A 24,854-nucleotide genomic window follows, 5' to 3' on the forward strand; every position below is an offset into this window, starting at 1 on the left:
ATCCGAAGTCGCCGCCGATCTACGAAGGAGACGTCATGAGCCTGCCCGGCAAGGCCAACGCCACGAAACCGCGAAAGCGTGTGCCGTTCTATCGCGACCTGTCCCTGCAGGTGCTGGCCGGCATGGCACTCGGCATCGGCACGGGCTACTTCTTCCCGAAGTTCGGCATTAATCTGCAGCCCGTCGGCGACGCGTTCATTCGCGTCATCCAGATGCTGATCGGGCCGATCATCTTCTGCACCGTCTGCAGCGGCATCGCCGGCGTGAACGACTTCAAGAAGGTGGGCCGCGTCGCGATCAAGGCGCTCTTCTATTTCGAAGTGGTGACGTCGATCGCGCTTGTATTAGGGCTCGTCGTCGTCAATGTGCTGAAGCCCGGCGTCGGCATGAACGTCGACATGCATAGCGTGCATTCGGCCGCTGTCGATGCCTACATCGCGAAGGCGCATCACGTCGTGACGACGAGCGAATTCCTGCTGAACGTGATTCCGCATACGGCCATCAGCGCGTTCGCGGGCGGCGACGTACTGCAGGTGCTGTTTTTCTCGGTGCTGTTTGCGTTCGGCCTCGCTGCGATCGGCGAGCGCGCGAAGCCGGCAATGAATCTGATCGACGCGGTGTCCGGCTCGTTGTTCTGGATTATCGGCCTCACGATGAAAGTCGCGCCGCTTGCCGCGTTCGGCGCGATCGCGTTCACAGTCAGCAAATTCGGCTTTGGAACGCTGCTGTCGCTCGGCAAGCTCGTGCTCGAGTTCTATCTGACCTGCGCGCTGTTCATTGCGCTCGTGCTGTGGCCCATCGCGAAGGCAAACGGATTCAGCCTGCCGCGCCTGATGCGCTATATCGGCGCCGAACTGCTGCTCGTGATCGGCACGAGTTCTTCCGAAACAGTCTTTCCTCAACTGATCGACAAGCTCGAACGGCTCGGCTGCGAAAAATCGGTCGTCGGACTCGTGTTGCCGACGGCCTATACGTTCAATCACGATGGCACCTGCCTGTACTTCGCCGCGGCCGCCGTGTTCCTCGCTCAGGCGACCAACACGCCGATGGGCTGGCACGAACAACTGGTGCTGCTCGCCGTGCTGCTGCTCACGTCGAAAGGCGCGGCCGGTGTGTCGGGCGCAGCGATCGCGGTGCTCGCGGCGACGCTTGCGGCATCGAACACGATTCCCGTTGAGTCGATCGCGCTGCTGCTCGGCATTCACAAGGCACTGTCGAGCGCCTTCGTATTCACGAATATCGTCGGCAATAGCGTAGCGACGATCGTCGTGGCGAACTGGGAGAAGGCCCTGAACCGCACGGCACTGCACAATGAACTGAAAACCGGCTACAAGCCGGCGGACACCCCGCCTCGCCACATCGAGCGCACGGGCAACAGGAGCGCCGCGAACTAGCGGCACACCGCAGCAAGTCATCTTCGACGGCCGGACGCGTTACCCGTCAACTCGCGATTCGCCGTCGACACACCCCGGAACGCCAGTCAGCCGGAGTGAAACTACGAAGTTTATTTAGTCATACGAATAGTGTGGCTGCGCGTTGCGCGCGCATAGAACACAAACGAAATGGGACCGGAGACACGCTGTGAAGAGAAGATTTTTGCAATCCATGGGATTCGGGCTGTCGGCAACAGCCGCCGTCATCGCCGCGCATCCTGCGTGCGCGCAGTCGAGCGTGCAGCTGTACGGCACCGTGGACGGCGGCATCCGTCACGAAACGAACGCGGCGAAAGGCGGCGGTTCCGTGACGACGATGGATTCGAACGGCTACTACAGCTCGAACAAGCTCGATTTCCGCGCAAAGGAAGATCTGGGCGACGGCTGGAATGCACACTTCCTGCTCGAAAGCGGCTTCAACCTCGGCAACGGCAAGTTCGACAACACCACCGGCACGGAATTCAACCGGCAGGCTTTTGTCGGCGTCGGCAACCTGAAATACGGCACGCTCGATCTCGGCCGCCAGTACACGATCGCGCACGACATCATCAGCATCTTCGATCCGTACCACTTTCACTTCACGCCGATCATTCCGTTGACGAAGGCGTCGGACGGCACGCGCAACAATAACGACGTGAAATACAAGAACACGTTCGGCCCGCTGCTATTCGAAGCCGACAATTCGTTCGGCGGCGTGGCGGGCGACTTCAGCAGCGGTGCGACACGGGCGGTCGGACTCAGCTATGCGCTGGGGCCGTTGGCCGTCGGCGGCGTGTATGGACACCGCAACGTGGCGTCCGGCACGAATTTCGTGGGCGACAGTTACTACATGCTCGGCGCCGGTTATGCGATCGGGCCCGTGCGCGTGTCGGGGGGCTTTATGTCCGAAGACCTGCAGAATCCGGCCGCGCGGCACCAGACAACCAACAACGGCTTCGGCGGCCTCTCGTGGAATGTCACGCCCTATCTGGTCTTCCGCGGCGCCTATTACCAGACCACCGTGTCCAACGACAAGGCGGGCCGCGCCGGACTGTCGGTGCTGACGCTCGCTTATCTGCTATCGAAGCGCACAACGCTGTACGGCGAATTCGACCACACGTCGTACCGCAACGCGGTGGTCAGCACGCTGAATCCGGCCGGCACATCGAGCCAGACGGCTTTCACCGTCGGTATCGATCATCTGTTCTAGCACGCCGCCTTCGCGCACGGGCAATGTGTCGCATTGCAGGTGCAACCAAAGACGGGCGACACACCACGCGCCGCGCACATGGATTCAGTCGCCTCTGCACGTTTTAAAGCAATCGTTCTAAAATGACGCGTGCGGCCCCGGCGACGGGTCGCGGGCGGGGCCGAACGTTGCAGCCTTTGCTGTTCGGCAGTACGGTTGCGCCATGTGCAAGCATGGTCCGTTACTCCTCCCGAATCACGTCGCCGTGTGCATGGCGCCCGACCCGCTCGTCGGCGCGCCGGCCTCATCCATTACAGGAAACCGGCATGAAGATTGTGGTTTTTGGCACGGGCGGCGTCGGCGGCTACTTCGGCGCGCGGCTCGCCCAGTCAGGTTGCGACGTCACGTTCGTTGCGCGAGGACGCCACTACGCAGCGATCAAGGCGCATGGTTTGCGCATCGAGAGCCCGCTCGGCAATTTCGCACTCGAGGCGCCCCGAATCGTCGAAGACATCAGTACGGTCCAACAGGCCGACCTTGTCGTCGTCGCGGTGAAACTGTGGGATACCGACGAGGCCGCCCGATCGCTTGCCCCGCTCGTCTCGCGCGGCGCGGCCGTGGTGTCGTTCCAGAACGGCGTGCAGAAGGACGAAACGCTCGGCAAACATCTGCCGCGCGAGTCGATCATCGGCGGCGTCTGCTACATCGCATCGGTGATCTCGTCGCCGGGCGTCATCACGCACAGCGGCACGATGCAGAAACTCGTATTCGGCGAATATGACGGCAGCCGCTCGGCACGCGTGCAGGCGTTTCATGCGGCATGCGAGAAAGCGGGCATCACCGCCGAGATAGCCGACGATATCGAGCGGCTGATCTGGGAGAAGTATGTGTTTCTCGTCGGACTGTCGGGCGCGACCGCCACGATCCGGCGGCCCATCGGCGCCATTCGCACTCACGCCCGAACGCGCGCATTCCTGTTCGACGTGATGCACGAGGTGGTCGCGGTAGGCCGTGCGAAAGGGGTGCGGCTGCCCGCCGACTTTGCCGGAAACCGGCTCGCGTTCTGTGACACGCTGCCCGAAGGCATGACGTCGTCGATGCATCACGACCTCGAGAACGGTAATCGCCTCGAATTGCCGTGGCTGAGCGGCGGCGTGGCGTCGATGGGCGAAGCGCTCAATGTGCCGACGCCGAGAAACCGGACCATCGCCGACATTCTCGAACTGAGCGCCGACGGCCGCGTGTCCGGCTGAGGCCGGCCCGCGCCCCACCCATTCGTGCAGGAGACTTCGCGATGACGACATCCCCGCTGACCATCCGTTCGCTTGCCGCCACTGCGGTATCGGTGCCGATGCGACGTGCGTTCGGAACAAGCGCGCAGACTTTCAACGCCGCTCCGCTGTTGCTGGTCACGCTCGAAACCAGCGAAGGCATCGCGGGCCACGGCTATGCATTCTGCTATCTGGATTCAGTGGCACGAGCGATGTCGGCGATGGTCGCGGACCTGAGCGCGTTCCTCGCCGGGCAGCCGGTCAGTCCGCTCGACATCGGCAAGGCCCTTTCGCGCTACTTCAAGCTGACGGGCCTGTACGGACCGCTGTGTATGCTCGCCTCGGCAATCGATACGGCCGCGTGGGACGCGCTCGCGCTCGCCGCGAACATGCCGCTCGCGACGCTGCTCGGCGGGTCGCCGCGGGCCGTGCGTGCGTACAACAGCAACGGCCTCGGACTCGTCGAGCCGCCGCGCGCGGCCGACGAAGCAGAATCCTTGCTCGCCGGTGGTTTCCGCGCGGTCAAGATGCGGCTTGGACGCGCTTCTTTCGCAGACGACCTGGCCGCGGTTCGCGCCGTGCGCAAGCGTCTGCCCGACGACGTCGCGTTGATGACCGATTTCAACCAGGCCTTGAGCATCGCACAAGCGCTCGAATACTGTCCGATGCTCGATGGCGAAGGCGTCTACTGGATCGAAGAGCCGATCCGGCACGACAGCTATGAGCATCTCGCGCAAATTGCCGCGCGCATCGATACGCCCGTCCAGTTCGGCGAGAATTTCGTGTCGGTGCAACCGGTGTTCGAGGCAGCGAAGGCAGAGGCGAGCGACTATCTGATGTTCGATCTCGACCGCATTGGCGGCGTGTCGGGATGGCGCCTCGCGTCGGGCATCGCGGCGTCGGCCGGGCGCGAAGTCTCTTCGCACCTGTTTCCCGAAGTCAGCGCGCATCTGCTTGCCGCGACACCGACCGCACACTGGCTCGAATACGTCGATTGGGCCGACGCCGTGCTGGAAGAGCCGCTGCGTATCGAAGACGGATTCGCGATGTTGACGGACAGGCCAGGCAACGGTCTGTCATGGAACGATGCGGCTGTCGAAGCCTATCGAATTGCCTGACGCGTCCGATGCGTTCAATCCGTGTAACGAGTTCGAGCAATGCCACGTCCACGCGAATTTGATGAAGACACCGTACTCGACGCCGCGATCGCGCAATTCTGGTCGCGTGGCTACGAATCGACCTCGGTACGCGAACTCGCGGACACGATGGGCATCACAGGCGCGAGTCTGTACAACGCGTTCGGCGACAAACGTGCGTTATACGATCGGGCTCTCGAACGCTATGTCGAGCGCGGATTCCGCGATCGCGTGCAACGGTTCGAAACAACGCTTTCCCCTCGCGACGCGATCGTTGCTTTTTTCCGGGAGATCGTCGATCTCTCGGTCAACGACAAGCAGCGCCGCGGCTGTCTGATCGTCAATTCCGTGCTGGAACTGGCGCCGCACGACACGGCTTTTCAGGACGCACTCGAATGCGTTCTGAAAGAGATGGAGCGCTTCTTTCTGCGCTGCGTGAGCGCCGGTCAGGCCGACGGCACGATTCCGGATCACACGGCTCCAGCGGATCTTGCGAGAACGCTGCTCGCGGTGCTGATGGGGCTGCGCGTGCTCGCGCGCGTGCGCCCACAGCGCAGTTTGCTGGAAGGCGCCGCGCGTCCGGCATTGGAACTGATCGGCGCAACGCCGAAGACGCGGGCGTCGTCGGCGTTGCGCCGTCCGGCCCGAAAAACGTCGCGCCTTCCATAGCGGGGCCGCGGCTCTTCTTCAAGCCGGATAGCGTCGCCCCTCGAACCCGCCTGCCACATCCTTCTTTGGGCCGCCGCGATCGTGCGCGGCCGGATTCGCTCGCCGCCGCATTGTTTTTTTGCCGCTGCGCTGTCATTTCGGCCCGCGCACGCCGACCTAACGTCAGCACCGTGGCGTTTGCACGCGATCACGCGGCAGTACGAGCGGCGCCGCTCTGCCCTATTCGTGACTGGAGATTTCGATAATGAAACTGCTTTCTCATATCGCCGTGGCGGCGACCTTCGCACTCGCGGTTGCAGCGCCGGCCCACGCGGCCGATTTCCGCGACTTCGACAGCAACGCGTTCGCCGCTGCCCAGGCGGCTGGCGAACCGGTGCTGGTCGACGTGCACGCGTGGTGGTGTCCCGTGTGCGCATCGCAAAGCCACACGATCAAAAAGCTGACCGCCTCGCCGCGCTATGACAAGCTGGTGGTGTTCCGCCTCAATTACGACAAGCAGAAGGACGACTGGAGGCGTCTCGGTGTGACCACCCAGGGCACGCTGATCGCCTATCGCGGACAAACCGAAACCGGCCGGCTCGCATATCAGACCAACGCGGCGAAGATCGAAGCGGTGCTCGACAGCGCGGTGCGTTGACCATGAGCGCTTCGTTCAACCTGCTTCTGCTCGGCTACGCAGCCGGCGCACTGACGATTCTATCGCCGTGCGTGCTGCCGCTCGTGCCGATCGTGCTCGGCAGCGCCGCGCAGCGCGGCCGCTGGGGGCCGCTCGCGCTGGCCGCGGGACTCGTCGCGTCGTTCACGCTGGTGGCGCTGGTGGTCGCGCTGGCCGGCCTGTCGAGCGGCAGTGACATGCTGCGCATCGGTGGCGCCGCGGTGCTCGTGCTCGCCGGCGTGGCAATGCTGTTCAAGCGCGCCAGTGCGGGCCTTGGCCGGTTGCTCGCGCCGCTCACCGCGTGGGCCAGCGACACGCAGCTGCGCGCCGAGCGCTTCGGCACGCTCGGCCAGGCCGCGATCGGCGTGCTGCTCGGCGTCGTCTGGAGTCCGTGCATCGGCCCGACGCTCGGCGCAGCGACCGCGCTCGCCAGCCAGGGTCGCGACGTCGGCTCCGCCACGCTGACGATTTTCTCGTTCGGCGCAGGCATCGCGACGATGCTGCTGGTCGTCGCGCTCGCCGCGCGCACGCTGCTGCCGCGTTGGCGGCAACGGCTCGTGAGCGTCGGGGGCATCGGCAACCGCGTATTCGGTGCGCTGCTGGTCGTGGTCGGGCTGCTGATCGTCACGGGCCTCGATCGTCAATTCGAAGCGCTCGCGGTGGCGGCGTCACCTGACTGGCTGACCGATCTGACCACCCGCTTCTAGCCTCCCACATGCACCGTGCGCATCGCGTCGCCGCACGCACGACGCACGCGAAGCGCCACATACCCGACCTGGACGCACGCATGGCGACCCGAACCGCAGACCGCGCAACCGATCCCGGCATCGCGCGCACCGCAGTACCTGCCTCGACGCGGTGCTTTTCTGCGCGAATCCGGCGCTTGCCGGCCGCGCAAGCCGTGTTGCCAATGGCGCCGCATCTCGACGACGACACCGCTCAAGCGCTGGCCGACGTGCTGCCGCTGCTCGGCTGCGCGGAGGAAGCGGCGACGCTCGCGTTCGGCCGGCTGGCCGATCGCGCGCCGTCGAGCGACGAGCACGGCATCGAAGCCGCCGCGTTGCGCGCGATCGAAGCCGAAGAGCGCGTACACGACGAACTGCTGCAGCGGCTCGGCGCGGCGTTGCCGGCAGCGCCCGGCGGCGCGGCGCAGCGGGCTGCGGCGCGCCGCTTTCATCTGGGACTGGAAACGCGCGAGCGCACCACGCATCTCGCGCGGATCTGCGCGGTCGATGCGGCGGTCTGCACGATCCTGTCGCGCTTGACGGCGCCGCGCGGGGCACTTGCGCAAGACCCGCAGCTGGTGCGGCTGTTGCAAGGCATTCGCCGCGACGAAGCACGCCACGTCGCGGTGACGCGCAAACTGGTCGCCGCGCGCGGTGCCGCGGCGCTCGGGCGCATGCAAGGCGCGGCTGCGCGCCACGCGCTGGCCGGCCTGCTCGTCCCAAGCGGGGCCGCCTTCGAGCGCCTGTGCGTAGACCCGGATGCGTTGCTGCGCGACGTCGCGCATTTGCCGAACGGGTTGTTCTGATGGATGCGCCGTTGCACACCGCCTACTCGGAAGGCAGTATCGCCGTGCTCGGCACCGGCGCCGCGCTGCCGGGCGAAGCGCTCGACAACGCAAGCCTGATCGCGCGCGTCGCCGCGCTCGCGCCGGCACTGGACACGCGTGCGCTGCACGCGCTGATGCGGCGGCTCGCGATCGGCCGCCGGCACGTCAGCCGCCCGTTTCGCGAGCGGGCGGAGGCGCCGTCGGCCGGCGCGCGCAATCCGCAACTGGCCGCGCAGGCGTTGCGCCGCGCGCTCGCGCAGGCACAGCTCGAGCCGCAGCAACTGGGCTATCTGATCGGCCACACCGCCACACCCGCGCAGCCGCTGCCGTCGAACATCGCGCTGGTCGCGGACCTGCTCGGTTATCCGGGCCCGCACGTCGAATTGCGGCAAGCATGCACGGGCTTTGCGAACGCGCTGCTGATCGCGTTCGGCATGCTCGCGCAGCGCGACGCGCGGCCGCTCGCGATCGTCGGCTCGGAAACCGGTTCGCTGTTCTTCGATCCAGTGGCCGCCGTTCACGACCGCGATCAGCGCGTCAATCTCGCGCAGATGGGCGACGGCGCGGCGGCCATCGTGCTTGCGCCGGCGCGAGCGGGCATGCCGCAACTGCGCGCCGCGTGGTTCGGCGCGCTCGGCCTGAACCGTGCACCGGGGCTCGAAATGCGCGCCGGCGGTTCGGACGACGCAGCCGCGCGCTCCTCGCCGCTGACGTTTGCGCACGATTACCGGCGCATCGCCGAGTCCGGCGCATTGCTGTTCGACGCCGGCGCAGCGGCGGCGCGGCTGCGCGGGGTCGCGCTGAAAGACGTCGACTGGATCATTCCGCATCAGGTGAGCGGCAATATCGGCACGCAGCTGGCCGCCCACTTCGAAGTGCCGGCCGAGCGCTTCTTCGTCAACGCCGGCGAGGTCGGCAACACGGGCTCCGCGGCCATCTGGCTGGCGCTTGCCCAGCTTCGCGAACAGGGTCTCGCGGCAGGGTCGCGCGTACTGGCGCTGGGCGCGGAAGCCACCAAGTACATGCATGGCGGCTTTCTGTACGAGCAGGGGTCCTGCGAACATCGCGCTGCGTGATGCGCTTCGCCGGCAGGCGAACGGCGCTACCCAATAAAGAATGCCGGGCTGACCACGCGCGCGCTAGGTCGTGCTCGCCGTGACGCCGGCCGCTTGCCGTGGCCGCGTCGCGCCATCGAGACTAAGCACCGACTGCGCGATCGCCTCTGTCGTAGCGAGCGTGTTGATCGCGCCGGTGCGCAGCGCGCCGAGCACGGCGGTGGTTTTCGTCATCTCGCTGGCGACCGCGATAACGTTGGGGATGCGCACGAGATCCTCGAACGACAGCCCGATCACCCGATCCGCGAACGGCGTGCGGGACGGTTGCCCGGCCAGATCGATAAAGTCGTAGCCCATCATGTCGCCGACCGCGCCCAGTTGCCGCACGGCGACAATCTCTTCGGGCGTGAACCAGCCCATGCGCACCATGTTGCTGTCTTCATTGATGTCGCCGATACCGATCAGCGCGAGTTGAGCGCGCCGCGCGTGATCGAGCGTCTGCTTGACCGTATCGTTTTGCAGCAGCGCCTCGCGCGCGTCCGGATCGACCACCAGCGCCGGTGCGTACAGCGTTTCGCTTTCGCCGCCGAAGCGCGCCGCAAGCCGCCGGCAAATATGGTCGGCATTCATGGTTTCGCCGCCGCGATACGCACCGCCGATCGCGCAAACGAACTGGCAGGACCGACGCGTCGACGAAATCGCATGCTGCGAAATCGAGCTGATGTTGCGCCCCATGCCGACCGCGACGATCATGCCGTCCGACAGGATGCGATCGAGATGGCTCGCAACGAGCCCGGCCAGCAATTCGCGCTGTTTGTCCTGGTCCTTGTGGTTCACCGAGACGATCGCGCGTTCGAGCTTGAAGCGCGTGACGAGCTGCTGCTCGAGTTCGCTCGTATCGCGCGGATGATGCCGTACGCGAATCTCGACAATGCCCTCTTCCTGCGCACGCCGAAGCAAACGCCCGACCTTGGCCCGCGAAATGGAAAATGTCTTGGACAGATCTTCCTGAGTGAGCCCGTCGACGTAGTAGAGGGTGGCGAGGCGTGTCAGTTCGTCGGTTTCCATCAGGCAATCCTCAGAAGTGGAATCGGGCTGCGACGTTGGCAACGATACCGACCGGAACACTCCGCGATTGGCGTTGCCGCTGCATCAGCCCGGGATCCGGTCCCCGCCCGCGGTGCGCTCGTCCTCTTTCGCATGGAGCTCGGTCTCGTATTGCTGGATGCGTTGCACCTTCGGTGCCGAGCGGCCGCCGTCGAATTGCGCGGCGAGAAAAGTATCGACAATGGTTTTCGCCAGTTCCGGACCCACGACGCGTGCGCCGATCGTTACGATCTGCGCGTCGTTGCTGCGGCTCGCGCGCTCGGCCGAATACGTATCGTGACACTGCGCGGCACGGATGCCCGGTACCTTGTTCGCCGAAATGGCCATGCCGATGCCGGTTCCGCACAGCAATACGGCACGCCCGTATTCGCCGGTGACGACGCGCTCGGCCACGGCAAACGCAATGTCGGGATAGATAACAGGCTGCGCATTATAGGTGCCGAAATCCGTCACGTCGACACCTCGCCCGCGCAGGTGCGCCAACAGGATCTCCTTCAGGTCGTAGGCCGCCTCGTCACAGCCGATCGCAATTTTCATTCAGTCACTCCCGGCGCAATTCCGCGCAGACGTGCGCGTTCGTTCGCGGTTTTCAGCATTGTGAAATTGAACATTTGATTAGTCAAGAGCAATTTCTCGACCAGTTTCCGGGTAAAACACACCCATTCTTCTTGAATCTTCAAAGCAAGCGCCGCTGATTCGGCGATTGCGAGTGAATACAAGTGCTCGCATATGAGCAAATGTCACGTTGATTGCGCGCCCGAACACGAGATCGACAAGATCTATTTGATGATCCCGATCTTCTTGCGGTCGATCGTGATGAACACCGCGGCAATCAGCACGACGCCTTTTACGATGTTCTGCAGGTACGGATCGACGCCTGCCATGTTCATGCCGTTCGACAGGATCGTGATGATCAGGACTCCGAGTATCGTGCCCTGAACGCTGCCTAGTCCGCCGGTCAGTGGCGTGCCGCCGACCACCACCGCGGCGATCACATCGAGCTCGAGCCCTTCGCCGAGCTGCGAGGTGGCGGCCATGGCGCGTGCGCTTTGCAGCAGGCCGGCAATGCCGCACAGCAGACCGAGCAGTGTGAACATCGCGATCTTGACCCGGTCGATGCGGATCCCGGTCAGTCGCGCCACGCGCTCGCCGCCGCCCGTCGCCTTGAGCTCTCGCGCGAACACCGTGAAGCGCAACGTCACCCACCCGAGCAGCACCACGGCAACGGCAATCCACACGGCGTTCGGCACGGCCAGGGAGCGGCCCGAATAGAAGTCGAGAAAGCTTTCGCTCTCGATCGAGACCGGGGCGCCGCGCGTGAAATACAGCACGATGCCGCGAAACACCACCATCGTGCCGAGCGTGACGATGAAGGACGGCACCTTCCCTTTGGCGACCACGACTCCATTGACAAAGCCGCACGCGAGCCCGACGAGCAGGGCGGGCACGATGGCGAACACGCCGAGAGCATTCGAACTGGCCGCAGCGGCCAGCGCGGCCAGTGCGACGATCGAGCCGACCGACAGATCGATTGAACCGGCGATCACGACGAAGGTCATGCCAAGCGCAGCGACCGCCAGCACCACGGCCTGCTGCAGCACGATCAGCGCGTTGCCGGGCGTGAGAAAGCGCCGCGAACTGATCGAGAAGGCGATGCACAGCGCGGCCAGCAACAGCACCGGGAACATTCGCCGCAGCACGTCCGGCCGCTCGCGCGAAGCAGAGGTTTCGACACGGGTGCCGGCGTGCTCATGCCGGCCGGGAAGCGGAGATGTAGACGGACGGTCCATGGTCTTCTCAAGTCATGAAGCGGACGATAGTCGTCTCGTCCGCGGTATCGCCGGCGGCGAACGTATGTTCGATGCGGCCGCCGCGCATCACGGCGAGCCGGTCGGAGAGGCCGATCAGTTCGGGCAGGTCGTCGCTGACGAGCAGCACCGCGACGCCCTCGTCCGCCAACGTGCGGATGACCCGGTAGATTTCGATACGCGCGCCGATGTCGACGCCACGCGTCGGGTTGTTGAGCAACAGAAGCCGCGGCGCGACATGCAGGCACTTGGCCAGCACGACCTTCTGCAGATTGCCGCCGCTCAGCGCGCGGCACGCGATGCCCGGATGCGCGGCCTTGATCTTCAGGCGCGCGCCGAGTTCGGACACGTCGCGATGCGCCTGCCGCGTGTCGAACACCCCAAGGCGGCGCGGCGGCCGGGCCATGACGATGTTGTCCAGCACGCTGAAGTCGGCAATCAGGCCTTCGCCGGTGCGATCGCCCGGCAGATACGCGACGCCGGCACGCCACGCCGCATCCGGATGTCTGGGCGCGTAGCGGTTCGCGCCGAGCGCGAGCGTCCCGCGTTGCGGCGCGAGCACGCCCATCGCGAGTTCGAGCACCGCCTCGCCGCCGCCTCCTTTCAGGCCGGCAATGCCGACGATCTCGCCGCTGTGCACGTCGAGGCGCACATCGTCGAGACGGCCGGCCACGCTCACGTCTTGCACGGCCAGCACGATTTCGGCCGGCGGCCGTTGCGCCTTGGGCGGAAACACGTGGCCCGAGATATCGCGGCCGACCATGCGCGCATGGATCTCCGCCGGCGCGATGTCGGCGACGTGCGCGCTGCCGGCGAGGTTGCCGTCCTTCAGGATGGTCAGTCGATCCGCGACTTCCGTTACCTCGCTCAGGTGATGCGACACGAACGCGACCGACAACCCGCGCGTCTTGAGCGCGCGAATCGCCTTGAGCAGCGCGTCGACTTCCCGGTGACCGAGAAATGCGGTCGCTTCGTCGAGAAACAGGATCTGCGGATCGTGCGACAACGCGCGCGCAATCTCGATGCATTTCCATTGCCCGAGATCGAGCCGCTCGATACCGGTCGACACCTGAATTCCCGCGTCGAAGCTGTCGAGCACCTGTTGCGCGGCACGCTCGAGCGCCCTGCGCTGCATGAAGCCGTAACGCGAGAAGCGCGAAAGCCGATCGATGAAGATGTTTTCCGCCACTGTCAAAGACGGATTGATCGTGATTTCCTGGTGCACGAGCGCCACGCCGTGGCGCTCGGCTTCGCGCGTGTCACGAGTGACACGCGGCCCAAGCAAAACGATCACGATGGTAACGGCGAACAGTACGTAAACCGCAGCCGGCTTGTCGATCACATGCGGCACTTGCGCGCAGAAAATGAGGATGCCTAGCGCGTTGACGAAGCCGAGCATGACTGAGCGCGGAATGAAGCGCACGATGCGCGCGAGACCGAGTACGCCGAACGCGACCTGGATCAGTCCACCGAGCAACACTGCGGGGAAAATGTAGCCAGTGCCGTGCGCCTGCACCATCGGACCGACGACGAGCGCGACGGAGCCCGCCGCGGCGGTCACCATCGCAGGACGTCCGCCGAGCAGGGACGTGACAAGCAGCAGCACAACGGATGCGAACAGGGCCGCACGCGGTTCGACTCCTGAAATCAACGCGAAAGAGATGACCTCCGGAATCAGCGCGAGGCTGGTGACGACGCCCGCAAGCACCTCGCGTAGCAGTTCTGCGCGTGATGCGGGTAAGGCGACGCGCCACGATGCGCGCACTGCTTCTATCCTGCTGACAGGAAGTGTCATGACAATACTCTGTTTGTTTGAAACGTAACACGCGCCGTATGTCGACGACGCGTGCGCCGAGCGTGCGCAGCGATCACACGCGTACAACGCATCGAAATCCGATATGGCTCGTCGACGTATCGAGCGTCTGGCCCTGACGTGCGGCAGGCCGATAACGCAGGCAATAACTCGGCGCACACAAATGCGAGCCGCCCTTGACGACATGGCGTACGCTGGGATCGCCAAGCCCCGACGACGGCACGCAGCATGATTTCGTTTCCTCGACGCCCGGCGCGCTGCCGTAACGCGTGGTAGTCCATTCCCACACATTGCCCGCGACATCGTAAAGACCGTAGCCGTTGGCCGGAAACGCCTTTACTGGCGAGGTGCGTTCGTAGCCGTCGAGCGCCGTGTTTTGCCACGGAAACTCGCCTTGCCATGTGTTCGCCATTTGCCGTCCCTCAGGAGCGGGGTCATCGCCCCACGGATACGCGGCACCATCGAGGCCACCGCGCGCAGCGTATTCCCACTCGATTTCACTGGGCAGCGACTTGCCCGCCCACGCTGCATACGCGCTCGCATCCGCATAGGTGACATGCACCACCGGATGATCTGCGAGGCCTTCGAGATCGCTCTGCGGCCCTTGCGGATGACGCCAGTTCGCGCCTGGCACGTACGCCCACCAGTTCCGGTAGTCGCGCAGACCGACCCGGGATGGCGGCTGCGTGAAGACGAGCGAGCCCGGACAAAGCAACGCGGGATCGGCATCGGGATACAACGCCGGATCGGGTTGCCGCTCGGATACGGTGAGATAGCCGGTGGCATCGACGAACGCCTTGAACTGAGCGTTCGTCACAGGATGCGCGTCGATCCGGAAGTCGGGCGCCGTGGCGCGCCGCGACGGACGTTCCTCGCGATAGAAAACATCGGAACCCATCGTGAAGTCCCCGCCGGTAATCAACACCATGCCTTCGATATGACCGGCGTCGATCGATGGCGCGTGCGCCGCCGCCTTCGCCTGAGCGCAGCAGCATACACGTTTTGCGGGTTTCGTGTCCCTCATCGGCGCGCTCATGGCATCAGGAGTTGAAGACCGACTTCGGCACGAATTCCAGTGCGGAGCCCGGCGGGATCAGCTCTTCCTGCTTCACACTCTCGTCGAATTCACGCACGACGCGATGCGCGTGCTGCATGACCCACCACCGCACGTAACGTTGATTCACGGCCTCGCGTTCCTTCGGGTCTTCCTGCAAATGCGTAATGCGCGCGAAGCCGAGCGGCAGCTCGGGATCGTGGAAATGCTGCTGACGCTTGAAGTTGATCTTGAAGTCTTTCCACTTGACCGCATGCAATTCGTCCTTGAGCCACACCATGCACGAGTCCCGGTTCGAGGTCGTCTGCTCGCCAAGGAAGAATCGCGTCTGGTCCTTGCCGTCGATAAGCCGGTCTTTCGGCGGCTCTTCGCCCGCGAAGTTCAGCAGCGTGGTGAACATGTCGGTAACGTGCACCATTTCGTTGCTCTCGACGCCAGCCGGGATGCGACCGGGCCAGCGTGCCAGCATCGGCGTGCGGATGCCGCCTTCCGCGGAGCTGAAGTACGAGCCATCGAAGAAACCGCCCGTGCCGCGGCCCGCGAGGTGATCTTCCGCGCCGTTGTCGCCGCACAGAATGACGATGGTGTCGTTGGCGATGCCGAGACGGTCGAGTTCGTCGAGCAGCACGCCGAAGTCGTGATCGAGCATGAGGAGACAATCGCCCCAGTCCCCGTTGGTGCTCTTGCCGACGAACTCGTCGCGCGGCGACATCGGGAAGTGCATCAGCGAATGATTGAAGTAGAGGAAGAACGGCTCGTCACTCTTCACGCAGCGCTGCATGAAATCGATGCCGCGCTTCTGATACTCGAGATCGCAGGTCTTCTTGGTTTCCATCGTGAGCTGCTCGTCGAGCAGCGGCTTCGTGCCTTTGTCCTTGAAGCCCTCATGCATGTGCGAGTATCCATCGCGCTCGGGAACATAGTGAGGGTCTTCGAGCCACATGCATTCATCGTAGGTGCGCAGCGGGCCATACCATTCGTCGAAGCCGTGATCGGTGGGAAAGCGGCCGTCTTCCGCGCCGATATGCCATTTGCCGAGACACGACGACTTGTAGCCGCCTTTGGCCAGCAGCTCGGCGATGGTGATTTCCCACGTCACGAGGCCGCCGCCGTTGCCGCCTAGCGCGATCGTGTGGTTGCCGGAGCGAATCGGGTAACGCCCCGTCATCAAGGCGGAGCGCGTCGGCGTGCATTGCGGCTCGACCACGTAGTGCGTGAGCTTCATGCCTTCCTTGCAAAAGGTGTCGATGCGCTTCGTATCTGCACCGCGCAGCTTGCCGCCGCCGTAGCAGCCGAGCTCGCCCATGCCAAGATTGTCGACATGGAAGAACAGGATGTTCGGTTTTTTGCTCATTTAATACTCCATTGGATCGAGAGCGTTAATCCCCGCCCTCCTTTAGGGATGCTAACTGGAAATGTCATGTGCTCTTCTGTTTTCCTTCAACGGGCTCAGAGCATCTCTTCTACGCCGTTCGGGCCCATATCGATGCTGAATCCCTCGACACCGCCGCTTTGCAGTTCCGATCCCATCGCCGCCAGCGACTCCTCCCGAATCAGGTTCTTCAGGCGATGAACGAGCTCGGTGAACTCCATCGTGTCAAACATCGCAGCGGTGCGCGGGCGCGGCAGAGGCACACGAATTTCGGCCTTGATCCGGCCGGGACGCGCCGTCATGACGTAGATGCGGTCGGACAGAAAGACCGCTTCTTCGATATCGTGCGTGATGAACAGCACCGACAGACGGAAGCGCTGCCACATGTTCGTCAGAATCTCCTGCATCACGGAGCGCGTTTGCGTATCGAGTGCGCCGAACGGCTCGTCCATTAACAGCACTTGCGGATTCGCCGCGAGAGCCCGCACGATGCCTATGCGTTGCTTCATGCCTCCCGAAAGCTGGTCGGGATAATGGTTTTCGAAAGCCAGTAGGCCCGCAAGCCCGAGCAGCGTGCGCGCGGTGCCTTCGCGCTTGACGCGTGAGACGCCCGCCATCTTGAGGCCGAATTCCACGTTCTCTCGCACACGCAGCCACGGGAATAGTGAATACTGCTGGAACACCACGCCGCGCTCCGCACCCGGTTTTCTGATCGGCACGCCATCCAGCGCGGCGACGCCGCGTGTCGGGTGTGTAAAGCCCGCGACGATGCTCAATAGCGATGACTTGCCGCAACCGGAAGGACCGATCAGCGAGACGAATTCGTGGGGCTCGACGGTAATCGACACATCCTTGAGCGCTTCGGTCTGCTCGTCGCCCGAGCCGAATACGACGCCGATATTGCGGCAGTCGAGGCGTCCTTTATTGGTATTCGTCATTTGCGCGCTCCGTTGACGTAGGCGAGCCATGGCATCGACAACTGGCCAACCAGTCGAATGGCGCCACTGCACAGGAGGCCAAGTGCGCCGATGGTAATCATGCCGAGCACGATCGCGGGATAGTTGACGAGCGAATACGCTTCCCAGGTGTAATAGCCGACGCCGTACTGCCCGGAGATCATTTCGGCTGCGATCAGCGACACCCACGCGACCCCCATGCCCACCGCGAGGCCGGTAAATATGTTCGGTAACACGCCTGGCAGGATCACATGCCAGAAAAGCTGGACCTCGCTCGCGCCAAGGCATCGGCCCGCGCGCATCAACACGCCGTCGAGCGACTCGACACCGTCGACCGTATTGAGCAGGATCGGATAAAACGCCCCGATGAACGTGATGAAGACGATGGAAGACTCGGTGGTCGGCCATAGCATGATCGACATCGGGACCCACGCTATCGCGGGAATGGGGCGCAGCACTTCGATCGCCGGCATCAGCAACTGGTTGACGATGCGATAGCGGCCGATCATCAGGCCCACACCCACGCCCGCAACGACCGCGATGGCGAAGCCCACGAAGATGCGCCGCAAGCTGTTGCCGATGTTCTTTCCAAACGCGTTGGATCCGACGACATGCACGGCTTCACGAAAAACATCGTACGGGGTAGGCACGTTCTGAAAACGGATATAGAACTGCACGTGATAACGCGTGCCGAGATACCAGAGCATGATCAACACGCCGATCGATAGCGCAGCAAATGCTGCCTTGACGCCGAGCGCCTGCGCACTGTCCAGCGTGGGTGCCTTGAAGCGGCGGCTCTTGCGAGATCTGTTTCCAGACGGCGCAGGCTGTCCCGATACGCGATTCTTGAGTTCAAGATCGAGCGAGCGTTCCATCTCATTTCCCTCCGTTACCGATTGCATTCAACGCCTGTGTGAAGCTCACCACCTTGGCGCCCGACTTCTTCGCGCTTGCTTCGGCGTCGCGCTTGAGCAGAAACGGCTCGAGGTCGGGGTTCGTGGCGCCCCCGCCACCGAGTGTGTAGAACGCCTTGTCTGCGAAGACCTTTATGCCAAGCGTCTTGTCCGTCAGATATATGGCGTTGAGCTTCTTGCCTTGTGCGTGGTACTGGTTTACACCTTCAAGCGTGCAGGCCGGGGAACTGAACGGCACGACATCTCCGCCCTCGATCCATATCTGCCCGGCCTGCGACGGGTTGCTGACCGGCGCGTTGCAGACGGCGTCCTTGCCTTGGACCTGATAGTTCGTGAAGCTCGCCAGCTGTGCGGCGTAGTCGCGGCCCGATTCCTTGAACGCTTCTCGTACGAACGAGTCGTCGACCCACTGGTCAATGTCGAGATCCTTGATCATGTTGAGCTGTTTGAGCACCGCATAGTCTTTCTTCAGCGCGGCAATCCAGCGCGGCTTGATGGTCGGATCGAGCGTATCGATGCCACCCGGACCGAGAAAAATGTAGGCCACTTCCTTGTCCACCTTGGTCCATGTCTGAATCTTCTGCGCCGCTTGCTCGGGGTTTTTGCGCACCCAATCGTTCGCATCCATCAAAGCCCTGATGTAAGCGGTGACGATCTCGGGATACTTCTGTCCAAAGTCCTTTCTGACGACAACGCCATGGAACGTCGGCTGGCCCGTTTCCGCGCCTTCGAAAATCTTGCGCGCATAACCGCGATAAGGGAGCAGTTCGGCGAACGGCACGAAGTCAGCGTGCGCATCGACGCGCTTTTCCTGAATGCTCGTACTGCCGACTTCAGGCGACTGGTTCGCGAGCGTGAAATAGTCACCAGGCAAGTTCCGGCTCCGCAACGCAGCGAGCAGCATGCCGTGAGCGGCGGAGCCAAACGGCACGGATACCCGCTTGCCTTTCAGGTCGCTCAGGTCGTAGTAGGGCGAATCCTTGGGCACGACAACGCCGTTCCCGCCGCCTTGCGCGTTATATGCGATCACGGCGACGAGCTCCGTGTCATTCCCCGTCGCGTGTCCGGTCGCACCGTTCACGAGCAGTGGATAGTCGCCCATCATGCCGATCTGCAGGTTGCCGGCGATCATGCCGTTGGTAATCGGCGGCCCCGAGGTCGCGTTCTGCCACGTCACGTTGTAGGTGACGCCCTTGTATTTGCCCGTATGCGGAAGATATTTGTCCAGCAAACCGAGTTGTTTGATGATGATTCCGCCGGTGACGGTATTGGTCGTTGTGTCCTGCGTGCCGATGCCGATGTCAATTGTTTCCGCGTGCGCGGATGTTCCAGACGCCAGCACCGAGCCCATCGCGACGAGTGAAGCACTGCATAGCGCGCGACCTGCCAAGTCTCTGATTCGCATGATGTAATCCTAAAGATTGAACGACATGAAACGGTTCGGTGCAGCTTGTGCCGGAAAGTGACGACCGGGATGCCGGTCGTGCACCCGAACGTGATCCACCCGCAAACTCAAATCTCGGCACGAGGCGTCTGCCTTTCGACGTGCACCTTGAACTGGAAGGCGTCTCCCCGGTAATACAGTTCTTCGTATTCGAGCGGCAATCCTGCGCTCGTATGAATGACGCGCTCGATAAACAGGATCGGCGAGCCTTCTTCCCCGCCGAGCAGGCCGAGCAGCTCCGCCGTGGCAAGCACCGAGCACATCCGCAAATCGGCATGGCCGAGCGCGATCTGACAGTCGTTTTCGAGCACCGAAAACACGTCGCGATTCGCGAGATCGGCGCGTGCGACGCGCATGCCGATCTCGGAGGGCAGATATGACACGTCGAGCGAGATCGGCGCCCGGTTCAGGAACCGCAGACGCTTCAGCTCCGTGACACGCTCGGCGCTCTGGAGACGTTCACGCACATGTTTGGGCGGTACGATGGTTCTTAGCGACAGCACTTTAGAATGCGTTTCGTAGCCCATTTCGCGCATTGCGCTTCCGAAGCCTCGCAGGCTACCGAGATCCTGGAATGCCCGTGGTCGTGACACGAAAGTCCCCTTGCCATGAATGCGAAAGATCAGACCTTCGCTTTGCAAGTTCCCCAATGCCTGCCGAACCGTTATGCGACTCACGTCAAAGGCATGCATCAGTTCGCTCTCGGACGGCATCTGCTGATGCGGACGATATACGCCTTGCAAGATGCGGTTGCGCAGAATATCGGCAATCTGCGCATACATCGGGCTTGGTCCACCGAGATGCTCGGGCGATCCGGCCGCCGGCGTAACACTCGTCCCAGTAAAAGTCGGATCAGCTGTAGGCATGGACGTCGATATAACTCGTCATTACAAGTTGATCCGGATAAGGCAAGAGATATGCCAAGCTTTTTCGCTGCCAAAACCTCGGGATTCACCCGCTTTTCGCGCCACCGCGCGCCCCACTTCCGAACTTGGCTGCGGCACACGGTGCATTCTGCGTGTCGGCATGGTGCACGGCGACGGGCGCTGATTGCCGGCTCAAGCCAGTGAATAAATCCATCCCAACGTATCGAAGCGGATCAGCAAAGAGAGGCCTATCGCCGTTGTCGCGAATGGAGCGATACGCGATGCGACGCGGCGCAGCGCGGCAATCGAGCGGTGCGAGCGCGCAGTCAGGAAGGCGCTTGCGCATAAAATCGCCGTTAGCAGGACGAAGATAAGCGTGGCCAACGAAATCTCCGCCAAGGGCCAGCCGATCAGCAAACTCGAGTAAACCAGCACGTTGTCGACGGCACCGCATGTTGCGACGATCGCGACTGTGAGCGCGCGACCCGCGCCGCCCGCTCGCGGCGTCGTTTCGGGCTCGCTGGCGCGTTTGTCAGGCTTACGGTGTTGCCCGAGCCGGGCAATGCGCGACAAACCGGCGACTAGCGGCACGATGCCCGCCAGGCCGATGCACGGCGCGTCCGGCAACCACGCGGATTGCGCGATCGCAACGGAAAAAGCCATCTGCGCAGCGACGCTGACGAACTGACCCGCCACGATCTCATAGGCGCGATAACGCGCGTCGCCAAAGAAGTTAAGCAGAAGCACGTAACCATCGACATTGGTCGACACATACGCGGCTGCGACAGCAGCGAGCAAGACAGGCAAGGTATTCAATCTTTTCTCCGCTCCGTCGCATCATGGAAGGGACGCCGAAGACGAAGCCGAAGCCGAAGCCGAAGCATACGTCAACACGTTATGACACGATATGATTTCTCGGAAAATGCAAATACGATGCCAAATGGAAAGGAAAGCGGAAAGGAAAGCGGAAAGGTAAGCCGCGATCGCGATTTGCGATAATTGGCGGGCTCCGGGAAAGTGCGTTGCGCAATGCAATGATGCGCCGGCGGCGTCCGGCAAGGCGCGTAACCGGGCGACGCAATGTCGACGCCCGGCGAAGCCTGCATTCAGGCGGTTCGCATCGCGCTGAGACTTGCCTGACGGTATAATCAACGAACCTCACCGCTGCACGGTTGAGATTTCCGTGTCCGCCACTCATCGACCATGCACACCCGCCGCCCCGTATTCGAGTCAAACTCGCCGATTCCTCTCTACCAGCAAATCAAGGACGCGCTACGCGCTGGCATTCTCGACGGCAAATATGCGCCTCACAGCCGCATGCCCTCGGAGAGCGAGTTGCAGGACATGTTCGAAGTCAGCCGCATCACGATCCGGCAGGCGTTGGGCGATCTGCAGAAGGAGGGGCTAATCTTCAAGGTGCACGGCAAAGGTTCCTTCGTTTCTCAACCGAAGACAGTTCAGAACATCACGTCGTTGCAGGGATTTGCCGAATCGATGTCGGGCGACGGTCACGAAATCGTCAACCGTGTGGTGTCGTTCGACTTCGTCGCGGCCAGTGAGGAAGTGGCGTCGCGGCTGGCGCTTGAACCGGGCGCCTTGGTTGCCGAGATTCGTCGGGTGCGGCTCGTCAATCGCGAGCCTACGTCCTACGAAATTACCTTCCTTCCGGAAGCACTGGGAAAAAAGGTCAAGCGCGCCGACCTGGCCACGCGCGACATTTTTCTCATCCTCGAAAACGACTGCGGCATTGCGCTGGGCAGTGCCGATCTGAACATCGACGCCATTCCGGCTTACTCTCCTGTCACGCGCGCGCTCGAGTTGAAGAAGGATGCACCGGTGCTGCGTGTCGAACGGCTCACCTATGACAGCGAGCGGCAGCCGATCGATTTCGAGTATCTGTATTTCAAGGGCGGAACGTTTCAGTACAGATTGCGGGTGGACCGGAAGCGGTCGAAGGCGCCGCGCAAACAGGCGCGCAAAGCTTGTCGCGCATAGCGTCAGGTTCGTCGGCGAGGCTCTTGAACGGTTGTCCCGCGATCGCCGGAGTGCCGTCGGCGCCGGCACTCCGGAGTACCTCGCACCTTAGCGACTTTGCAGCCTGATGTCGCGTGACGACGCGCCGACATATACCGCGCTGCCCGGCACGTACTTCCAGTCGTTATGCGCCGTGTCCCAGACGCTCTGCCCCCGCTCCGTGACTGTCACTTGCATCTGCTTCGCTTCGCCGGGCTTCAGGTACGTCTTTTCCCAGCCCACGAGGCGCCGCGGCGGTTCGCCGTTGTAGTTCACGCCGAGATAGACCTGAGCCGTTTCCGCCCCCGCCACACGGCCGTCGTTACGTACCTTGAACGACGCCGTCAGCGTATGATCCGGACCGCGCTTGACCGACAGATCCGAATAACTGAAGTGCGTGTACGACAGGCCGTAGCCGAACTCGAACATCGGCTGGATGTTCTTCGCGTCATACCAGCGATAGCCCATGTCGAGTTCTTCCGAGTAGATCGGATCGGTAGGAATCGCACCGTTCGAGCCCCACGTCGGCGTGTCCTGGTCGCGAACCGGGAATGTAACAGGCAGCTTGCCCGACGGATTGACCTTGCCGAACAGCACGTTGGCGATCGCCTGTCCGCCGCCCTCGCCCGGGTACCAGGCCTCTACGATCGCGGCCACGTCGTCCTTCCACGGCATCAGCACCGGATTGCCGCTTTCGACGACGACCACTGTATGCGGGTTCGCCTTCGCGACCGCCTCGACCAACTGATCCTGATTGCCCGGGTTCGCAAGACTCAGGCTTTCCAGTTCGCCGAAATCCTCCCCTCCTTCCTGCGTGACGACAACGAGCGCCACATCGGACTGGCGAGCCAGCGCGACGGCCTGATCGATTTCCTGTTGCGTGTAGTTGCGGTATGGCTGCGTCTGATCGGTGTTGCCCGCAAAGCTCACTTTCGCGGCGGGCGCGTGTTGCTGGATCGCCTGGACGATCGGCACGGGAATCGTCAGCCACGGATTGGGCCACCAGCCGCAGCCGGTCTGACGCGGGAACACGAGACCGCCGCATCCGGAAAAGTGACCGGTGACCGGATCTCGCGTATTGCCGGAACCGCCGCCAGTAAGCACGGCCGTATCGGCATGGCCTCCGATGACGGCGATCCGGTTCAGTGCAGGCGCGGCGAGCGGCAACTGGTTGCTGTCGTTCTTCAGTAACACGATCGATTGCTCTTCGGCCGACTGCGCAAACGAACGATACTTCGCGAAATCGATCGTCGCGCCACCCTTGGCCGGATGATCGAACACGCCGACGCGGATCATCACGTACAGCTTGCGCCTGACCATATCGTCGAGACGCTGTTGCGTAATCTGATGCGTCGCGAGCGCTTGCTTGACGAGTTCAGGTGTCAGATACACGGTAGGACCGACGTCCTCTTCCTCATCGAGGCCAGCGTTGATCGACGGCGCCGTGCTTTGCGGCGCACCCCAATCGGACTGAACCTGCCCCTCGAAGCCCCAGTCGTTCTTGAGCACGTCGTTCAGGATATGCGGGTTCTCGCACGCGTAAATTCCGTTCACCCGGTTATAGCTGCACATCACGCTACCCGGACGCCCTTCTTTCGCAGCGATCTCGAACGGCAGCAGATACAGTTCACGCATGGTTCGCTCGTCGGCCTGGCTGTTGCCGCCGTTGCGGCCCGTTTCCTGATCATTGAGCACATAGTGCTTGATGGTCGCGATAACATGACGTTTCTGCGTGCCAACCGTGCGTGCGGCGAGCATGACACCCGCGAGCACGGGGTCTTCGCCGAGGTATTCGAACGCACGGCCGCCGCGCGGGTCACGCGCGAGATCGGTACCGCCGCCCAAACCCATACCGAAACCCTGCTCGCGCAACTGATCGGCAATCACAGCCCCGAACTCGTGCGAGAGATACGGATCCCAGCTCGCAGCCAGGCCGATCGTGGCAGGGAACGTCGTACTAGGCTGAGTCGTGCTTCCCGAACCGGTCGATGAGTCGATCATGTTCAGATCGGGAATACCCAGACGCGGCACTCCCTGAATGTAGCCGGCGCCGCCGCCGGGCACATCGGACATCTGATACTCGGAATGGATGAGCTGGAGCTTTTCATCCAGCGTCATTTTCTTGACGAGCATGTCGGCGCGCGCGTGCGCGCCAAAGTCAACGGCAGCGGCCGTCAACGGCTGCGGCAACGGATAGGGTGAATCCTTGCCTGTAACGGTTGCATGCGCAGATGCGGCGAGCGCAACCATCAGCGCGGCGGCCGGCCAGCGAACGATCCTCATATCTTCCTCCATCAATATATATGGACTGCTTAATAGACGAGCGCGATCACCACCGGTTTGTCGAACGGTGTTGTGGCATCAGGCAGGTGCGAGCATCGCGGCACCGGGTCGCCGCAGACGATCGTGCCGCGGCTCGAAAGGGTCGCGTCACGGATGTCGCCAGTCGTGGCGATGTAGCAAAACTCCAAACATCTTACAAAAACTCTCGCGGGTGCGTACGTGTTTCCACGTCAGTGCTTTCCCCTGTAGCGGCCTCACTGGTGTTACGGCGGCGCATAACGGACA

General features: G+C 62.9%; 23 protein-coding genes and 1 pseudogene. 10 read left to right on the forward strand and 14 right to left on the reverse strand.

Features of this window, described 5'->3' with window-relative positions; genetic code table 11:
* Positions 1–35 precede the first annotated feature (35 nt).
* The 9 genes from dctA (at position 36) to QYH69_RS27815 (ending at position 8,960) form a co-directional block, all read left to right on the forward strand.
* Positions 36–1,394 carry a C4-dicarboxylate transporter DctA gene (gene dctA / locus QYH69_RS27775; RefSeq protein ID WP_308834929.1) on the forward strand — a complete coding sequence of 453 codons (1,359 nt, stop codon included), beginning with the start codon at positions 36–38 and terminating at the stop codon, positions 1,392–1,394.
* A 187-nt stretch (positions 1,395–1,581) separates the two neighbouring features.
* A complete protein-coding gene (locus QYH69_RS27780; RefSeq protein ID WP_308834930.1) occupies positions 1,582–2,622 on the forward strand; it encodes a porin in 1,041 nt (346 codons plus the stop codon).
* A gap of 305 nt (positions 2,623–2,927) precedes the next feature.
* Positions 2,928–3,854: a ketopantoate reductase family protein gene (locus tag QYH69_RS27785; RefSeq protein ID WP_308834931.1), complete on the forward strand. Its 927-nt coding sequence runs from the start codon at positions 2,928–2,930 to the stop codon at positions 3,852–3,854.
* Between the two features lie 41 nt (positions 3,855–3,895).
* Positions 3,896–4,990, forward strand: a complete 1,095-nt coding sequence (locus QYH69_RS27790) for an enolase C-terminal domain-like protein (RefSeq protein WP_308834932.1) — start codon at positions 3,896–3,898, stop codon at positions 4,988–4,990.
* A 39-nt stretch (positions 4,991–5,029) separates the two neighbouring features.
* On the forward strand, positions 5,030–5,677 hold the full coding sequence (locus QYH69_RS27795) for a TetR/AcrR family transcriptional regulator (RefSeq protein WP_308834933.1): 648 nt from the start codon (positions 5,030–5,032) through the stop codon (positions 5,675–5,677).
* Between the two features lie 244 nt (positions 5,678–5,921).
* Entirely contained in the window at positions 5,922–6,314 is a 393-nt protein-coding gene (locus tag QYH69_RS27800) for a thioredoxin family protein (RefSeq protein ID WP_308834934.1), read from the forward strand.
* A 2-nt stretch (positions 6,315–6,316) separates the two neighbouring features.
* On the forward strand, positions 6,317–7,039 hold the full coding sequence (locus QYH69_RS27805; RefSeq protein ID WP_308834935.1) for a cytochrome c biogenesis CcdA family protein: 723 nt from the start codon (positions 6,317–6,319) through the stop codon (positions 7,037–7,039).
* A gap of 80 nt (positions 7,040–7,119) precedes the next feature.
* Complete coding sequence (locus tag QYH69_RS27810; RefSeq protein WP_308834936.1) at positions 7,120–7,863, forward strand: hypothetical protein; 744 nt, start codon at positions 7,120–7,122, stop codon at positions 7,861–7,863.
* Between the two features lie 11 nt (positions 7,864–7,874).
* Entirely contained in the window at positions 7,875–8,960 is a 1,086-nt protein-coding gene (locus tag QYH69_RS27815) for a 3-oxoacyl-[acyl-carrier-protein] synthase III C-terminal domain-containing protein (protein ID WP_308834937.1), read from the forward strand.
* Positions 8,961–9,023: 63 nt separating this feature from the next.
* Here the strand turns inward: QYH69_RS27815 and QYH69_RS27820 are convergent, their stop codons facing one another.
* The 13 genes and pseudogenes from QYH69_RS27820 to QYH69_RS27880 form a co-directional block, all read right to left on the reverse strand.
* Positions 9,024–10,007: a sugar-binding transcriptional regulator gene (locus QYH69_RS27820; protein WP_308834938.1), complete on the reverse strand. Its 984-nt coding sequence runs from the start codon at positions 10,005–10,007 to the stop codon at positions 9,024–9,026.
* A gap of 84 nt (positions 10,008–10,091) precedes the next feature.
* Positions 10,092–10,583, reverse strand: a complete 492-nt coding sequence (rpiB, locus tag QYH69_RS27825; RefSeq protein WP_308834939.1) for a ribose 5-phosphate isomerase B — start codon at positions 10,581–10,583, stop codon at positions 10,092–10,094.
* Positions 10,580–10,765: a hypothetical protein gene (locus QYH69_RS27830; RefSeq protein ID WP_308834940.1), complete on the reverse strand. Its 186-nt coding sequence runs from the start codon at positions 10,763–10,765 to the stop codon at positions 10,580–10,582. The genes rpiB and QYH69_RS27830 overlap by 4 nt, the downstream gene beginning before the upstream one ends.
* 60 nt (positions 10,766–10,825) lie before the next feature.
* The gene (locus tag QYH69_RS27835) at positions 10,826–11,836 is read right to left on the reverse strand and encodes an ABC transporter permease (RefSeq protein ID WP_308834941.1); all 1,011 of its coding nucleotides are present in this window, start codon (positions 11,834–11,836) and stop codon (positions 10,826–10,828) included.
* Positions 11,837–11,843: 7 nt separating this feature from the next.
* Complete coding sequence (locus QYH69_RS27840) at positions 11,844–13,649, reverse strand: ATP-binding cassette domain-containing protein (RefSeq protein ID WP_308834942.1); 1,806 nt, start codon at positions 13,647–13,649, stop codon at positions 11,844–11,846.
* Between the two features lie 73 nt (positions 13,650–13,722).
* Positions 13,723–14,691, reverse strand: a complete 969-nt coding sequence (locus tag QYH69_RS27845) for a formylglycine-generating enzyme family protein (RefSeq protein ID WP_308834943.1) — start codon at positions 14,689–14,691, stop codon at positions 13,723–13,725.
* Positions 14,692–14,707: 16 nt separating this feature from the next.
* On the reverse strand, positions 14,708–16,075 hold the full coding sequence (locus QYH69_RS27850) for an arylsulfatase (RefSeq protein WP_308834944.1): 1,368 nt from the start codon (positions 16,073–16,075) through the stop codon (positions 14,708–14,710).
* A gap of 95 nt (positions 16,076–16,170) precedes the next feature.
* A complete protein-coding gene (locus QYH69_RS27855; RefSeq protein ID WP_308834945.1) occupies positions 16,171–17,031 on the reverse strand; it encodes an ABC transporter ATP-binding protein in 861 nt (286 codons plus the stop codon).
* A complete protein-coding gene (locus QYH69_RS27860) occupies positions 17,028–17,924 on the reverse strand; it encodes an ABC transporter permease (protein WP_308834946.1) in 897 nt (298 codons plus the stop codon). Before QYH69_RS27860 ends, QYH69_RS27855 begins: the two co-directional genes overlap by 4 nt.
* Position 17,925: 1 nt before the next feature.
* Positions 17,926–19,368 carry an ABC transporter substrate-binding protein gene (locus tag QYH69_RS27865; RefSeq protein WP_308834947.1) on the reverse strand — a complete coding sequence of 481 codons (1,443 nt, stop codon included), beginning with the start codon at positions 19,366–19,368 and terminating at the stop codon, positions 17,926–17,928.
* A gap of 107 nt (positions 19,369–19,475) precedes the next feature.
* Entirely contained in the window at positions 19,476–20,000 is a 525-nt protein-coding gene (locus QYH69_RS27870) for a GntR family transcriptional regulator (RefSeq protein ID WP_308834965.1), read from the reverse strand.
* A gap of 9 nt (positions 20,001–20,009) precedes the next feature.
* A pseudogene (locus QYH69_RS27875) lies at positions 20,010–20,273 on the reverse strand (GntR family transcriptional regulator); the annotation flags it as partial.
* Between the two features lie 192 nt (positions 20,274–20,465).
* Positions 20,466–21,089, reverse strand: coding sequence for a cadmium resistance transporter (locus QYH69_RS27880; protein WP_308834948.1), 624 nt, complete (start codon positions 21,087–21,089; stop codon positions 20,466–20,468).
* 387 nt (positions 21,090–21,476) lie between these two features.
* On the opposite strand from QYH69_RS27880, the gene QYH69_RS27885 reads away from it, so the two are divergent.
* A complete protein-coding gene (locus tag QYH69_RS27885; RefSeq protein WP_308834949.1) occupies positions 21,477–22,268 on the forward strand; it encodes a GntR family transcriptional regulator in 792 nt (263 codons plus the stop codon).
* A gap of 87 nt (positions 22,269–22,355) precedes the next feature.
* Here QYH69_RS27885 and QYH69_RS27890 read toward each other — a convergent pair whose 3' ends face one another.
* Positions 22,356–24,569, reverse strand: a complete 2,214-nt coding sequence (locus QYH69_RS27890) for a glycoside hydrolase family 3 C-terminal domain-containing protein (RefSeq protein ID WP_308834950.1) — start codon at positions 24,567–24,569, stop codon at positions 22,356–22,358.
* Positions 24,570–24,854 lie beyond the last annotated feature (285 nt).

The sequence above is a fragment of the Paraburkholderia sp. SARCC-3016 genome (genome assembly GCF_031119615.1).
Lineage (GTDB): Bacteria > Pseudomonadota > Gammaproteobacteria > Burkholderiales > Burkholderiaceae > Paraburkholderia.

Bases quoted from the DNA above. Each gene is read 5' to 3' on its own strand.
- QYH69_RS27785 (WP_308834931.1), top strand. From the start codon at position 2,928: ATGAAGATTGTGGTTTTTGGCACGGGCGGCGTCGGCGGCTACTTCGGC.
- QYH69_RS27795 (WP_308834933.1), top strand. From the start codon at position 5,030: ATGCCACGTCCACGCGAATTTGATGAAGACACCGTACTCGACGCCGCG.
- QYH69_RS27885 (WP_308834949.1), top strand. From the start codon at position 21,477: ATGCACACCCGCCGCCCCGTATTCGAGTCAAACTCGCCGATTCCTCTC.
- QYH69_RS27850 (WP_308834944.1), bottom strand. From the start codon at position 16,075: ATGAGCAAAAAACCGAACATCCTGTTCTTCCATGTCGACAATCTTGGC.
- QYH69_RS27805 (WP_308834935.1), top strand. From the start codon at position 6,317: ATGAGCGCTTCGTTCAACCTGCTTCTGCTCGGCTACGCAGCCGGCGCA.
- rpiB (WP_308834939.1), bottom strand. From the start codon at position 10,583: ATGAAAATTGCGATCGGCTGTGACGAGGCGGCCTACGACCTGAAGGAG.
- QYH69_RS27855 (WP_308834945.1), bottom strand. From the start codon at position 17,031: ATGACGAATACCAATAAAGGACGCCTCGACTGCCGCAATATCGGCGTC.
- QYH69_RS27845 (WP_308834943.1), bottom strand. From the start codon at position 14,691: ATGAGGGACACGAAACCCGCAAAACGTGTATGCTGCTGCGCTCAGGCG.
- QYH69_RS27790 (WP_308834932.1), top strand. From the start codon at position 3,896: ATGACGACATCCCCGCTGACCATCCGTTCGCTTGCCGCCACTGCGGTA.
- QYH69_RS27865 (WP_308834947.1), bottom strand. From the start codon at position 19,368: ATGCGAATCAGAGACTTGGCAGGTCGCGCGCTATGCAGTGCTTCACTC.
- QYH69_RS27840 (WP_308834942.1), bottom strand. From the start codon at position 13,649: ATGACACTTCCTGTCAGCAGGATAGAAGCAGTGCGCGCATCGTGGCGC.
- QYH69_RS27860 (WP_308834946.1), bottom strand. From the start codon at position 17,924: ATGGAACGCTCGCTCGATCTTGAACTCAAGAATCGCGTATCGGGACAG.
- QYH69_RS27820 (WP_308834938.1), bottom strand. From the start codon at position 10,007: ATGGAAACCGACGAACTGACACGCCTCGCCACCCTCTACTACGTCGAC.
- QYH69_RS27890 (WP_308834950.1), bottom strand. From the start codon at position 24,569: ATGAGGATCGTTCGCTGGCCGGCCGCCGCGCTGATGGTTGCGCTCGCC.
- QYH69_RS27800 (WP_308834934.1), top strand. From the start codon at position 5,922: ATGAAACTGCTTTCTCATATCGCCGTGGCGGCGACCTTCGCACTCGCG.
- QYH69_RS27810 (WP_308834936.1), top strand. From the start codon at position 7,120: ATGGCGACCCGAACCGCAGACCGCGCAACCGATCCCGGCATCGCGCGC.
- QYH69_RS27835 (WP_308834941.1), bottom strand. From the start codon at position 11,836: ATGGACCGTCCGTCTACATCTCCGCTTCCCGGCCGGCATGAGCACGCC.
- dctA (WP_308834929.1), top strand. From the start codon at position 36: ATGAGCCTGCCCGGCAAGGCCAACGCCACGAAACCGCGAAAGCGTGTG.